Origin of the sequence: Streptomyces sp. NPDC091279 (assembly GCF_044757465.1) — a bacterium.
GTDB lineage: Bacteria > Actinomycetota > Actinomycetes > Streptomycetales > Streptomycetaceae > Streptomyces.
Window position 1 is genome coordinate 928,968 of the sequence record NZ_JBIVVA010000001.1, and the last position, 13,508, is coordinate 942,475.

Genomic DNA, 13,508 nt, shown 5'->3' on the forward strand with positions numbered 1-13,508 from the left:
TTCCAGAGCCGCGACGACAAGGGAAGCCCCGCCGTGATCCACGTACGCACCAAGATCGACCGCCCGTCCGCAGAGGTGGTGGCCGCGCTCGGCGAGTTCTCCGCCGCGACCATCCACGAGGCGCAGGGCCGCAAGGGCGCGCTGGCGCACCGGCTGAAGCCGGTGGACCCCGCCATGTCGTTCTGCGGACCGGCCTTCACGGTCGAGGCGCAGGCCGGCGACAACCTCATGGTCCAGGTCGCGATCTCCTACGCCGAGCCCGGCGACGTCGTGATCGTCGCGGGCTCGGAGTTCGAGCAGGCGGGTTCCTTCGGCGACGTGCTCGCCACCGCCTGCCAGAGCAAGGGACTGGCCGCGTTCGTCACCGACTCCGGGGTGCGCGACAGCGCCGACCTGCGCGAGCTGGGCTTCCCCGTCTTCTCCGGCTCGGTCTGCATCGAGGGCACGGTCAAGGAGACCCTGGGCCCGGTGAACCGCCCGATCTCCATCGGCGGACAGATCGTCCGGCCCGGTGACATCCTGCGCGGCGACGCCGACGGCATCGTGGTGATCGACCCGCAGGAGGCCGAGGAGCTCGTCGGGCTCTGCCGGCGGCGCGAGGACCACGAGGCGGAGATCCGGGAGCAGCACCGCCGAGGCGACAGGCCCCTGATCGAGGTGCACGCACTGGTGGAGAAGCTGAAGGCCAAGGGCCTGGTCGTCGAGGAGTGAGGGCGTCCGCACGAGGTGCGCGCACAGCGTGAGGGGAGGCGTTCGGCCGGGTGCCGAGCGCCTTTCGGCATGACCCCGGATTCCCCGGCGGGCGCTCAGGGGGTACGTTCACCGCACCGTTCCCCCGCACGCGGTCGCCCTCCCGGGCCGGTCCGGGGCCCGCACGCCGCCGGAACCGTCACCCGGGTCGCGGGACGGCCGGCCCACCGCACGCTCAGCAACGGCGCACCACCCAGCCGACGACTCCGAGGAGAAGCGCGATGGACACCCGCAGGCTCGGCTACTTCGTCAGGGTCGTCGACATCGGCAACATCACGCGGGCGGCGGACTCGCTGCACATCACCCAGTCCGCGCTCAGCCAGCACATCTCCGCGCTGGAGAACGACTTCAAGACCCGCCTGCTCGAACGCACCGGACGCGGTGTGGAGGTCACGGAGTCGGGCCGCTCCCTCTACCGCTACGCGCAGGGCATCCTCCGCCTGGAGAAGGCCGCCCGGATCGACCTGCGCGCGGGCAACGACACCCCGGCCGGACTGGTCAGCGTGGGCCTGGCCTCCTACAGCATGGCGCCGAACCTCGCGGTACCGCTGCTGCGGGCCGTGCGGGAGCGGTATCCGAACATCCAACTGCAACTGATCCAGAACCTGACGGTGGTGATGAGCCAGGCCGTCCTGCTCGGCCAGGTGGACATGGCGCTGATCTACGACCCCGGCTACGTCAAGGGCGTCGTCTTCCAGCACGTCCTGGAGGAGGACTTCCACCTCGTCGCCGGCGCCAGGACACCACCCGTGACCAGCAGCGCCGACACCATCACCCTCAAGGAGGCCAGCCGCCTCGGCTTCATCATGCCGAGCGAGCTGCACACCGTCCGGCGCATCACCGAGGCCGCCTTCCGCTCCGCGGGACTGCACTGCTCGGTCGTCGCCGAGGTCGAACCGGACACGGTGCTGCGCGACGCCGTGGTGAACGGGCTCGGCGTCACGGTGCTGCCGCTCACGGCCGCCCGCGCCAACTTCGCCCCCGACGAGGTACGCGTCTACCGCTTCGCCGACGCCCAGCTGCGGACCACGATGTCGTTGTGCACCCCGGGCGTGCAGCCGCTCTCGCACGCCGCCGCGCTCGTGGCGGACCTCCTGCGCACGCTGATCCTCGACCCGCTGGCCGCCCACCGGAAACCCGTCTGAGGTGTGAGCCGTGTGACGGGTGTTTCTCCTGGTCACCGTGGACGTGATGACCGATTGCGACCCTAAGTCCGGATACACGGTTGCTGGATTACTTGAGTAAATAGTTTCCTTTTCTCCGGTCAAATCCACTCTCGCCACGTATGAGTGATCGTCAGCGTTGGGTAACCCCGCGTCATGCCAACACCAAGGGTTCCCCCACAGCTCCCCATGCCCCCCGACGCGCCGACGGGCCAAGCCCCGCACCACCCCACGGGACACGGCACCGACGTCCGCGCGTCGAGGTGGGAGCGACGGAGGACATCACCTGCCCTACCCACGCGCGGAAACGACGGTTTCGGGCGCCCGGCGAGCCTCTGAAACCCCGGCCGAGAACGGCCGAGGCTCCTGCCGCGCCCGCACGGTTCGACCCGGTCGACACGGGCAGGGACCACGGGCGTCCCAGGACCTGGCGGGCCCACCGCGCGCACCCGGCCTCCCTCGCCCGGCAGCCGGCCGCACCGCGAGGCCTCGGCCACCACGACAGACCGAAAGCGGATCAGATGACACGCACGTCCGACACCCGGCCGCCCGGCCGGCCACGGGAACAGTCCCCCACGGGCTGCCCGGCAGGCGGCAGCACGGAGCACACCGACGCCGAGGCCTTACCGGCGCCGCAGATTCCCGACTTACCGTTCCAGCGCACCGAGGGCCCGCTGAACCCGCCCCCCGAGCTGGCACGTTGGCAACGGGAGCAACCGGTACGCCGGGTGAGGGCGGGCGGTGTACCGGCGTGGCTGGTGACCCGATACGCCGATGTCCGCGCACTGCTGGGTGACCCCCGGCTCAGCTGCGACCCGTCCCGGCCGGGATATCCGGCGTTCCGGCCGGACCAGCCGCCCCCGGCCCGCGGATACCTGCCGTCGATGGACGCACCCGAGCACACCGCACTGCGGCGGATCGTGATGCGCAGCGCCCTGGTGACCGACGTCGAGCGGATGCGGCCCGCGATCGAGCGGCACACCGACGAACTCCTCGACGAACTCGCGCTGTTACCGCAGCCGGTCGATCTGGTGGAACGTTTCTCCTTGGCGTTGCCGGTCCGGGTGATCTGCGAACTGTTCGGCGTCCCGCTCCACGACCGCGCGGTCTTCGAAGAGTGCGCCGCCGTGATCGCCAGCCGTTCCGCATCCGGAGCCCAGGTCGCCGACGCCTACGCCTCCCTCACCGGCTACCTCGGCCGACTCGTCCAGGCCAAGGACGAGGAGCCGGGCGACGACCTGCTCAGCCAACTCGTCGCCCAGCACGTACGCACCGGCCACATCACCCGGGAACAGGTGGTCGGCCTCGGACTGCCACTGCTCACCGGCGGACACGCCACCACCGCCCACCAGATCACCCTCGCCGTCACCGCCCTGCTGCGCCACCCCGACCAACGCGCGGCCCTGCTCGCGGCCGAGCCGGAATCGGTACCCCGCGCCGTGGACGAACTGCTGCGCCACCTCACCGTGGTCCACTTCGGCCTGCGCCGGGTCGCCACCGCCGACCTCACCGTCGGCCGCACGGTGATCCGGGCCGGCGACGGAGTGGTGCTGGCACTCCAGTCCGCCAACCGCGACCCGGAGATCTTCCCCGACCCGGACCGCCTCGACCTCACCCGCACCACCGGCGTGACCCGCGGCACCCGCGCCCATGTGGCCTTCGGCTACGGCGCCCACCGCTGCCCCGGACAGGCCCTGGCCCGCGCCGAGTTGGAGATCGCACTCCCGGCACTGCTACGACGCCTGCCCGGACTGCGTCTGGCCGTCCCCTTCGACCACATCGCCTTCGACGAGGACAGCCTGCTGCACGGCGTACGCGAACTCCCCGTCACCTGGCAACGGCACGCGCCGGGCGGCGCCGAGCAGAACAGGAACCGACGATGACGGAGAAATACCCCCTGGACGCGGGCGCACTGCCGCAGGAGAAGTTCGCCGGCCGCAGGGCGACCGACCCGCTCGGCGAGGTCGAGGTCCCCAGCGGCGACCTGGTCCGGCTCGCCGTCCGCTACGACGACGTCCGCATGGTCCTCAGCGACCCCCGCTTCAGCACCGACCCACGCATCCCCGGCACACCCCGGTTCCGCACCAGCACCTCGGACTCCGCGGACGCCATCTTCCACAAGGACCCGCCCGAACTGAACCGGCTGCGCCGACTGGTCTCCGGCGTACTCAGCCCCCGCCGGCTCCAGCAGTGGCGGCCCGAGGTCGAGGCCATCGCGGACCGGCTGCTGACCGCGATGCTGGCCGGACCCCACCCCGCCGACCTGTCGGAGGCCTACGCCTTCCCGCTGCCCCTGCACGTCATCTGCGACCTGCTCGGCGTGCCCGCCCAGGACACCGACCGCTTCCGCACCTGGTCGGACGCGTTCATCTCCACCACCTCGATGAGCGCCGAACAACGCGACGTACGCATGGGGGAGTTCGGCGACTACCTCACCGAACTCATCGCCGACCGACGCCGCTCACCGGACCGCGAGGGACTGCTCGGCGCCCTCATCGACGCACGCGACACCGACGGCCGGCTCTCCGAGGGCGAACTCGTCACCCTCGTCAAGACACTGATCATCGCCGGCCACGAATCGGTGGCGACCACCATCGGCCGTGGCGCCTTCGCCCTCCTGCGCCGCCCCGAGCGCTACACCGCACTGTGCCGCGAACCGGACCTGCTCGACGGAGCGGTCGAGGAGATGCTGCGCTACGAGTTCGTCGGCAGCAACAGCCTCATCCGCACCGCCCGCGAGGACGTGGAACTACCCTCCGGGACCATCCCCCGGGGCACCGGCGTCATCACCGCCCTCGCCTCCGCCAACCGCGACGAGGAACGCTTCATCTGCCCCGCCGAGTTCGACATCCGGCGCGCCGACAACCCCCACCTCGCCTTCGGCATCGGACCCCACTTCTGCCTCGGCGCGGGCCTCGCCCGACTGGAACTCCAGGCCGCCTTCCGCGTCCTGACCCGAGCCCTGCCACACCTGCGGCTCGCGGTCACACCGCAGGAGATCACCTTCGTGACCGGCCTCCAGATGCGCCGGGTCGAACGGCTGCCGGTCACCTGGCAGCGTACGAAAGAGAGCACCCCGTGACTGCGACACCCCCCACCCCCGAACTCGACGTCCTCGCCCGGCTGATGAACCCCGACACACTCCAGGACCCCTACCCGTTCTACACGTGGCTGCGCGAACACGCCCCCGTCCACCGCAACCCCACCGGCGGCGTGTACCTCGTCAGCAGCAACGAAGCCGCCAGGACCGCCTACCAGTCGCCCGACCTGCGCAGCATCGAGACCGAGGAACTGCCCGCGAAACACCCACGCTGGCACCGCTCACGCGCCCTGCGCCTCCTCACCCAGGTCATCACCAGCACCAACGCCCCCGAACACACCCGCCTGCGGCGCGCGGTCTCCCGGCACTTCACCCTCCGCCAGGCCCAACGCCTGCAAACCGCCGCCAAACGCCACTGCGACCGCCTGCTGACCCCCCTCGCCACCCGCCTCAAGGACGGCGAGACGGCCGACCTGCACCACGACCTCACCCAACCCCTCGGCATGAACATGGCCGGCGACATCATCGGCATCCCGGAACCCGACCGCGAGCCACTCACCGCCCTGATCCTCCAGGTCCTCGCATCGATCCACCCCACATCCGACGACGACACCCTGGAAGCGGGCAACACAGCCAGCGAACAGGTCGAGGACTACTTCACCCAACTCGCCGCCGAACGCCGCGACCGGCCCACCGAGGACCTGATCTCCGCACTCCTCACCGACGTCACCGACGGCGACGAAAAACCCGAACAAGGCCTCAACCACACCGAGTTCATGGTCATGCTGTGGGGACTGTGGGCCGGCAGCTTCGAGACCACCGTCGCCTCCATGGACTTCGGCGTACTCGCCCTCCTCGACCACCCCGACCAGGCCACCTGGCTCGACGCCGGCCCCGCCGAGACCAAGGCGTTCGTCGCGGAAACCCTCCGCCACAGCCCACCGGTCCTGGTCGACGCCGTCCCCCGCATCGCCCGCAAGGACATCCACCTCGGCGGCATCACCATCCCCGAAGGCGCCGACGTACGCACCCTGCACGGCGCCGCCAACCGCGACCCCCGGGCATTCCCCGACCCCGACCGCTTCGACCCCGCCCGCAACACCTCCCGCATGGTGACCTTCGGCCACGGCATCCACCACTGCCTCGGCGCCAACCTGGCCCGCATGGAATGCGCCGTCGCCCTCTCCCGCATCCGCCGCACCCTCCCCGGCCTCACCCTGCCCGCACGCCCCCTCCTACGCACCGCGATGAGCCTGCGGACCTTCGAGAACTTCCCCGTCACGCTCTGACCGCCCCCCGTACGGAGGCCCCGCCATGCACGTCCGCGCCGACCAGAACATCTGCGCCACCTCGGGACAGTGCGCCGAGACCGTCCCCGAAGTCTTCACCGAACGCGACGAGGACGGAGTCGTCGTCGTACACGACCCCCACCCCGGACACCACCTGTGGCAGAACGTCCGCGACGCCGCCCGACGCTGCCCCGTCGCCGCGATCACCCTCACCGAACCCGGCGACGACTGACCCCCCACCGCACGGAAGAAGAGCGGAACGATGCACCTCACCAGCAACGAACACCCGCCCCTGCCCCACGCCCTGACGCAATGGCGCACCACCCTCGCCCGGACCGCCGCCGACCTGGTCACCGAGATCATGACCAACCCCCGGGGAACCATGTCCCCCTCGGTGTACGAGACCGCCCGCCTGGTCCGCACCGCACCCTGGCTCGACGGCCACGGCGACCGCTGCGCCTACCTGCTGCGCACCCAACGACCCGACGGATGGTGGGGCCACCCCGACGGATACGACCTCGTCCCCACCCTCAGCGCCACCGAAGCCCTGCTCCACGAACTCGACCGACCCGCCACCGACCCCGCACGCCCACCGGCCGCCCCCCTCGCCCGCGCCGCCCTCACCGGACTGTGGGCCCTGGCCGACCGACTCGACCTCGACACCGACCACCAGAACGCGGTCCCCGACACCATCGCCGCCGAACTCATCATCCCCTGGCTCATCGACGAACTGAACAGCCAACTGGCAAGCTCCGACGGACGCCTGGGCGCCGCCGCACTGCACCTGCCCCACGGCATCGACCGCCACCCACTGACCCGACTACGAACCGCCGCAGCCGCCCGCACACCCCTGCCCGAAAAACTCTGGCACACCCTGGAAGCCCTCGGTGAACAAGCCGCCGACGCACCCGGAGTCCGCCTCACCGCCTCCGCCGTGGGCTCCTCCTCCGCCGCGACCGCCGCCTGGCTCGCCGGCCGACCACCACAAGAGGCACCCGCGGCACTCCTCGCCCGAACCCAGGCCCGCTGGGGCGGCCCGGTCCCCGGAGTGCTCTCCATAGCGGTCTTCGAACGCGCCTGGGTACTCGGCTTTCTCCTCGACGCGGGCATCCCACTCACCATCCCCCCGGAACTCCCCGCCTACCTGGAGACCAGCCTCGACACCGCAGGCGCACCCGCAGGCCCCGGACTCCCCCCGGACTCCGACGACACCGCCGCCGTCCTGCACACCCTCGCCCTCACCGGCCGCCCCACCCCCGTCCACTGCCTGTGGCCCTACGAAGCCGACACCTACTTCCGCTGCTTCCCCGGCGAACGCACCCCCTCCACCAGCACCAACGCCCACATCCTGGAAGCCCTGCTGACTACCGCACCCCCCGACGAACCCGCCGAGGAACAGACCCGCCGCCGCACCGCAGCCGACAAAACCGAGACCTGGCTCCTCAACCAGCAGCACCACAACGGCTCCTGGGACGACAAATGGCACGCCTCCCCCTACTACGCCACCATGTGCTGCACCGTCGCCCTCGCCCGCGGCCACCACCCCCGCACCCACGAGGCCCTCACCCGCGCCGGACAATGGGCACTGGACACCCAACGCCCCGACGGCTCCTGGGGACGCTGGGAAGGCACCGTCGAGGAAACCTCCTACGCCCTCCAGATCCTCCTGCGCGCCCACCCCGACGACCTGCCCCCACCCGTGGCCCGCGCGGTGACCGACGGCTGCACCCACCTCCTCGACCACCAGGACGACGCCGACTTCGCACCGCTGTGGCACGACAAAGACCTCTACACCCCGGTCACCGTCGTCAAAGCCGCCCGCGTCGCCGCCCTCTACACCGCCGCGTCCCGCCTGGAACAGGCCGCACGACCGGCCGCACCCGCCTTCCTGCCCTGACGACCAGCGGACGGACGACACCCACCCCATGAGCCTCAACAAACTCCGCTTCGGCCTCCAGGGCCTGGCCTTCCTCGACACGGTCTCCACCCGCCCCGAACGCACCGTCCGACTGAAGAGCACCCCGGCCCCCCACCTGCTGCTGTGGGGACCCGAAGACATCGCCGAGGTCTTCCGCTCCGAACGAGACATGCACCTCGACCAGAGCGACACCCTCCGCCCACTCGTCGGCGACACCTCCCTGCTCTTCGCCAACGGAACCCGGCACGCCGCCTACCGCCAGGTCGTCGGACCCGCACTACGCGGCAACCGACTCGCAGCCCACCACCCGGCGATCGCCGAAACCGTCAACCACGCAGCCGACGAACTGACCCGCACAGACACCTTCGTCGTCCCCGAATGGGCCCGCCGCCTCACCCTCCGCATCATCGGCACCATCCTCCTCGACGACGAGGACAGCGACCTTTTGACCCGCGTCAGCGACCTCGTGGAACAGGTCCTCGGCACCCCCTCCCGCACCCTCCGCTACCGCTACCTGCGCCCACCCACCACACTCCCTTCCCTGTGGCGCACCTTCCTGCGCGACCGCGACACCCTCCGCGAAGACCTCACAACCCCACGACCCAGACCCACCACCTCCCGCTGCCCCGCCCTCGCCACCGAACTCACCTCCGGAAACCCACCACTCGGCCCACTCGACGAGAACGAACTCGCCGACCAGCTCATGTCCCTGATCTTCGCCGGCCACGAGACCACCGCCTCCGCGATCGCCTGGACCCTGTACTGGCTCGCCTGCGACGACCACCTCCGCACCGACCTCAGAGCAGAACTCACCGCCAGCACCGCCGACGGCTCCACAGCAGCCGAACTCCCCCTGCTCGACGCCGTCTGCCGCGAATCCCTGCGCATCACCCCACCCGCCACCATCGCCGGGCACCGCGTCCTCACCACCGACCAGGAACTCCTGGGCCGCCCCCTCACCAAAGGCACCACACTCACCCCCTGCATCCACCTCGCCCACCGACAGCCGGACACCTATCCACACCCCGAACGCTTCGACCCCCACCGCTTCCTCGACCGCAAATGGTCCACACAGCACTACCTGCCCTTCGGCGGCGGCACCCGACGCTGCCTCGGCGCGGACCTGGCCATGCTGGAAATGCGCATGACCATCGCCGCCGTACTCCGCCGCGTCGAACTCGGCCGCCCCGGCCCCCGAGCCGGCACCCCACACCGCCGCGGCCCCGCCATGGGACCCGCCCCCACACTCACCCTGACAGTCCGCCCATGCCCCTGACCACCACCCGCCCAACCCGGCAGACACCCGACCTCCACCGCGTCCACCGCCTGGAATCCCCCTTCCCCCTCGCCTACCTCTGCCACGCGCTATGGGGCGCCTGCTACGCGGCAACGACACCGCACCAACTGCTGCGCACCCCGGTACTGCTGGCCGTGGCCGCCAACCTGATCCCGCTCATCGCGCAGAACGTCCTCAACGCGGCCATGGACATCCCCATCGACGCCCGCACCCCCGGCAAGTCCGGCGTCGCCCGAGCCGCCCAACGCCTCGGCCGCAGAAGGCTGTTCGGGATCGCCACCGCCGAGATGACCCTCGCCCTCCTGCTGGCCTGCGGGGTTGCCGTGCACCTCGGCCGCCCACTGATCGCGGCCGGGGTGGCAGCCGGAATCCTGGTGGAATACCTGTACAACCTCGAACCCGTCCGACTGAAGAAACGCGGCCTGGCCAACCCCATCAGCCTGGGCGCGCACTTCTCCGTCCTGCCCTGCCTGTCCACGTTCAACGCGGTCCGCCCCGACTTCCCGGGCTACCTCTGGCCGCTCTTCCTCGGCCTGTGGCTGCTGCTCATCGGCCGCACCCTGTGGTGGTCCCTGCCCGACGCCCCCGCCGACCAGGCCGCCGGCCTCACCCCACCCGCAGTCCGCTACGGCACCTCCCGCGCCCTGGTCCTGGCCGTCGGGGCAACGGCGACTGCCCTGACCCTCATCGCCTGGGGCCTGGCGTGGTCCCTGGGCCCGGGCGCCGCTCTGCTCGGCACGACCGGCTGCGGCATCTTCCTGATCAGCAAACTACGCCTGACCCCAGCCACCCTCCACGCCCTCCACGAGACCCGGATGCGCCGCCACACCCTCACCTTCGTGATCGGAGCCGACGTACTGCTGGTGGCACTGCCGCTGGCGGGGAGCGTGCTGGGACAGGTCGCGAACGTGCTGCGGTGAGGTCGGGCTGTGCGTCAGGCGGGCTGGTCCGCGCGGTGCAGCTGGATCTCCCGGTTCACGAAGAGATGCACGAAGCCGCACCGCCAGCAGATCAGCCCTGTCGCGGTTTCGTCCGCCCAGGCCAGCTTCATGAATTCCATGCCGAAACTGTTCAGCTTGACGTCACGCTCACGGAAGACATCACTGCGACAGACCTGACAGCTGATCCACATCTCGCCCAACGACGCCCGCACCGCTTTGGCCATGACCATCCCCTTTGCCGTACCACACATGATCGTCCGGTGATGAAGCAAAGATGCCCTGAATCCGGGCCGATGCAGAGGGATTTGAGCTAGAACTGAGGCATACCACCTGGTCCTGGTCCTGCGGCCCCGCCCCGATCACAGAAAGCGACGCAGAGGCAGAACGGCAGCCTCCCGAGCGCGCTGGAGAACCGAGCGTCTCTTCCACCGGCCTCGGCCGATCGGTTCGCTGAGCGCCGTGTCGGACTCGAAGTGCGCGTCCAGAGTGGCGGTGAACTCCGGATCGAGGACGGCGAGCATGACCTCCTCGTCGTGATCGAGGGAGCGGCGGTTGAAGTTGGTCGAGCCGATCAGAGAGGCGATGCCGTCGACGGTGATGACCTTGGCGTGCATCATCGTCGGCTGGTACTGGTAGATCCGCACCCCGCAGGCGGTCAGGTCCTCGTAGTGGTGCTGGCCGGCGAGTTGGCAGACCCGCTTGTCCGTGTGCGGGCCGGGCAGCAGGATCTCCACATCGACTCCGCGCCGCGCGGTCTCGCAGAGCAGGCGCACGAAGTACTCGTCCGGTGAGAAGTAGGCGGTACAGAGACGGAACCGTTCCTCGGCGGACTCCAACATCACCCGGATGAGGGTCTGCATGTCCTGCCAACCGAAACTGGCGGAGCCGCGCACCACCTGCACGATGGCGTCCCCTTGCGGGCGATGCTCGACGAACCGGTCGCGCCCGGTGAGGAGTTCGCCATGGCACTCGGCCCAGTTCTGGGTGAACGCCGCGGCAATGCCGTCCACCGCCGGCCCGCGGACCTCGACATGGGTGTCACGCCACTCGGTCTCGTCACGGGCATCGCCGCACCACTCCTCGGCAATGCCCACCCCGCCCGTGAAGGCGGTCTCCTCGTCGACCACGAGAACCTTGCGGTGACAACGGTGATTCTGCTTGAGCGGGGAGAGGTACAACGGCTTGCGGAACCAGGCCACCTCCACCCCGGCCGCCTCCATCGCATGGAGCTGCTCGGTCTCGATCAGCCGGCTCCCGAAGCCGTCCAACAGCAACCGCACCCGCACCCCGGCACCGGCACGCTCCGCCAGACACTCGGCGAACTCGCGGGCGATGTCACCCTTCCAGTACACGAACGTCATCATGTCCACGGTGTGCTCGGCCCGGCGGATCGCGGCGAGCATCGCGGAGAAGATCTCGTCCCCGTTCCGCAGCGGAACAAGCCGGTTGCCCTCGGTCGCCGCTATGCCTATCAGCCGCTCCAGACGCCGCCGTATCCGCGTCACACGTTCCGCGTCGGAAGGGAATTCCGGGTCGGCCTCCCGCAACGCCGACTCGGTCGGTTCTTGGATACTGGTCATTGCCTCACCGGGCCGGAACACGCAGATAAACCGTCGGGCCGCGGCGCCCGGTCCGGCACGGGCTGAGCAGCGAGCCGAACGTACCCCGCCGCCACTCATGTATTCCCGGGGACAGCACGGCCCCCTCGGTGCGAAAGATCCAACTCCGGAACACTTCCTGCCGTACCGCTGCGAGCGTCAGCGCCGGGTCGATGCGCATCTCTCAAGATCGAAAGACAACAGCTTCTCACCCCGCTCGACAACCTTCGGACCGCGCTGCGTCGGCAGGACGCAACGCCTACCGCATCGTCGCGCGGCGCACCTGACACACGTCGCCGCAGGGTACGACCGTCGGGCGGAGCCGCGTAAGGGCCTGGCCTTGAAATCCAGAGAGGGAGCGTGTTCGGTAATTGCCGAAGTATGTACGGCGTTCACTGGCTCGGAATGCTGTGTCCGGGTGGATCGGTGTTTGGGGTTGTGGGTTGTCGGGATTTTCGGGGGTGTTTGGTGTATTGTGTTTCGTGGGTTTCGTGTTTTGGTTTCGTGTGATGTGGGGGTTGTGGGGTGCCGGAGAGGACGATTGATTTCGGTAAGTTTGGTGCTCGTGGTGTGAGGGCTTTTGAGGCGGTGGCGGTTCGGCTTGATGGTCTTGTGGGGTTTGTTTCTTCGCCGGTTTCGTCGCGGCGTGGGTTGTTGGCTCGGTTGCATTATTTGAGGCGTTCGGGTCGTGCGTGGGAGGCGGCGCGTGCTGCGGGGTTGATGGTGACGGATCGGACGGTGAAGGCGTGGTTGGAGGGGAAGCGGAGTCCGTCGAAGGTGAATCTTGAGCGGATCGAGGTTGCGTATCGTGCGGTGCGCCGGCGGAACGTGGCGCGGTATTTGGTGGGGCGTCTGAATCGTGAGGGGCGTGGGACGCGGGTGGAGTTTCATCCTTTGAATCAGTCTCAGGTGGCTCGGCCGTTTCAGCGGGTGTTGGAGTTCCGGACGGTGAATGTGCGTCGTTGGGATCGGATTGTGGAGGCGTGGGTGCGGGGGGATATGGGGGCTTTGGATGAGGCGTGGGTGGATGATGTGGCTGTGGATTTGGGGTCGTCGTGGGGTCAGTATGATTATGTTTCGGCTATCGGGTTTGCGGCTTGAGGGGAATTGAGTATCTGGAGGGGGAGGGGACTTCATGTTCTGGCAGTGGACAAACATCCGGCCCGAGGCACCGGTTCCCCTCGCTGCGTTTTTCTGTAGTTCGCGGTGCGGACTACAGTCCGGGGCGCGGAGCGGTCCGGGTCTCAAATTGCGGAGCAATTTGAGTTTTGTGATTCGCGGAGCGAGTCACGTTCTGGATTGCGGAGCAATTCGGGTGGGTTTTTGATTGCGGAGCAATCTGGTTGGGGGTTAGGTTCGGATTGCGGAGCAATCTGGTTGGGTTTTGGGGTCGAATTGCGGAGCAATTCGGGGTCCGTCACGGAGTGACGGACCGTCAAGGTCCTTGCGGAGCAAGGACCCTTGGACCGCCGCGTAGCGGCGGCGCGTCGTGTCTGCGGAGCAGACCGCGCG

General features: G+C 69.3%; 11 protein-coding genes and 1 pseudogene. 10 read left to right on the forward strand and 2 right to left on the reverse strand.

The genetic code is table 11. The features are described from left to right. Positions 1-33: 33 nt before the first annotated feature. From ACIQOU_RS03940 to ACIQOU_RS03980, 9 genes and pseudogenes are all read left to right on the forward strand, one after another. The gene (locus ACIQOU_RS03940) at positions 34-711 is read left to right on the forward strand and encodes a 4-carboxy-4-hydroxy-2-oxoadipate aldolase/oxaloacetate decarboxylase (RefSeq protein WP_401533577.1); all 678 of its coding nucleotides are present in this window, start codon (positions 34-36) and stop codon (positions 709-711) included. 260 nt (positions 712-971) lie between these two features. Beyond that, positions 972-1,895, forward strand: a complete 924-nt coding sequence (locus ACIQOU_RS03945) for a LysR substrate-binding domain-containing protein (protein WP_401533578.1) — start codon at positions 972-974, stop codon at positions 1,893-1,895. A gap of 776 nt (positions 1,896-2,671) precedes the next feature. Continuing rightward, the gene (locus tag ACIQOU_RS03950; protein WP_401533579.1) at positions 2,672-3,796 is read left to right on the forward strand and encodes a cytochrome P450; all 1,125 of its coding nucleotides are present in this window, start codon (positions 2,672-2,674) and stop codon (positions 3,794-3,796) included. Next, positions 3,793-4,995 carry a cytochrome P450 gene (locus ACIQOU_RS03955; RefSeq protein WP_401533580.1) on the forward strand — a complete coding sequence of 401 codons (1,203 nt, stop codon included), beginning with the start codon at positions 3,793-3,795 and terminating at the stop codon, positions 4,993-4,995. Before ACIQOU_RS03950 ends, ACIQOU_RS03955 begins: the two co-directional genes overlap by 4 nt. Continuing rightward, positions 4,992-6,242: a cytochrome P450 gene (locus ACIQOU_RS03960; protein WP_401533582.1), complete on the forward strand. Its 1,251-nt coding sequence runs from the start codon at positions 4,992-4,994 to the stop codon at positions 6,240-6,242. The genes ACIQOU_RS03955 and ACIQOU_RS03960 overlap by 4 nt, the downstream gene beginning before the upstream one ends. A gap of 22 nt (positions 6,243-6,264) precedes the next feature. Continuing rightward, positions 6,265-6,474 (forward strand): annotated as a pseudogene (locus ACIQOU_RS03965) (ferredoxin); the annotation flags it as partial. A gap of 30 nt (positions 6,475-6,504) precedes the next feature. After that, a complete protein-coding gene (locus ACIQOU_RS03970) occupies positions 6,505-8,139 on the forward strand; it encodes a prenyltransferase/squalene oxidase repeat-containing protein (RefSeq protein WP_401533584.1) in 1,635 nt (544 codons plus the stop codon). 28 nt (positions 8,140-8,167) lie between these two features. Beyond that, entirely contained in the window at positions 8,168-9,436 is a 1,269-nt protein-coding gene (locus ACIQOU_RS03975) for a cytochrome P450 (protein ID WP_401533585.1), read from the forward strand. Continuing rightward, the gene (locus tag ACIQOU_RS03980) at positions 9,427-10,377 is read left to right on the forward strand and encodes a UbiA family prenyltransferase (RefSeq protein ID WP_401533586.1); all 951 of its coding nucleotides are present in this window, start codon (positions 9,427-9,429) and stop codon (positions 10,375-10,377) included. The genes ACIQOU_RS03975 and ACIQOU_RS03980 overlap by 10 nt, the downstream gene beginning before the upstream one ends. 14 nt (positions 10,378-10,391) lie before the next feature. Here the strand turns inward: ACIQOU_RS03980 and ACIQOU_RS03985 are convergent, their stop codons facing one another. Further along, positions 10,392-10,622: a hypothetical protein gene (locus ACIQOU_RS03985; protein WP_401533588.1), complete on the reverse strand. Its 231-nt coding sequence runs from the start codon at positions 10,620-10,622 to the stop codon at positions 10,392-10,394. Between the two features lie 135 nt (positions 10,623-10,757). Next, the gene (locus ACIQOU_RS03990; protein ID WP_401533589.1) at positions 10,758-11,978 is read right to left on the reverse strand and encodes a phosphatidylserine/phosphatidylglycerophosphate/cardiolipin synthase family protein; all 1,221 of its coding nucleotides are present in this window, start codon (positions 11,976-11,978) and stop codon (positions 10,758-10,760) included. Positions 11,979-12,521: 543 nt separating this feature from the next. Here ACIQOU_RS03990 and ACIQOU_RS03995 point away from each other — a divergent pair. Then, positions 12,522-13,097, forward strand: a complete 576-nt coding sequence (locus ACIQOU_RS03995) for a transcriptional regulator (RefSeq protein ID WP_401533591.1) — start codon at positions 12,522-12,524, stop codon at positions 13,095-13,097. Positions 13,098-13,508: the final 411 nt, after the last annotated feature.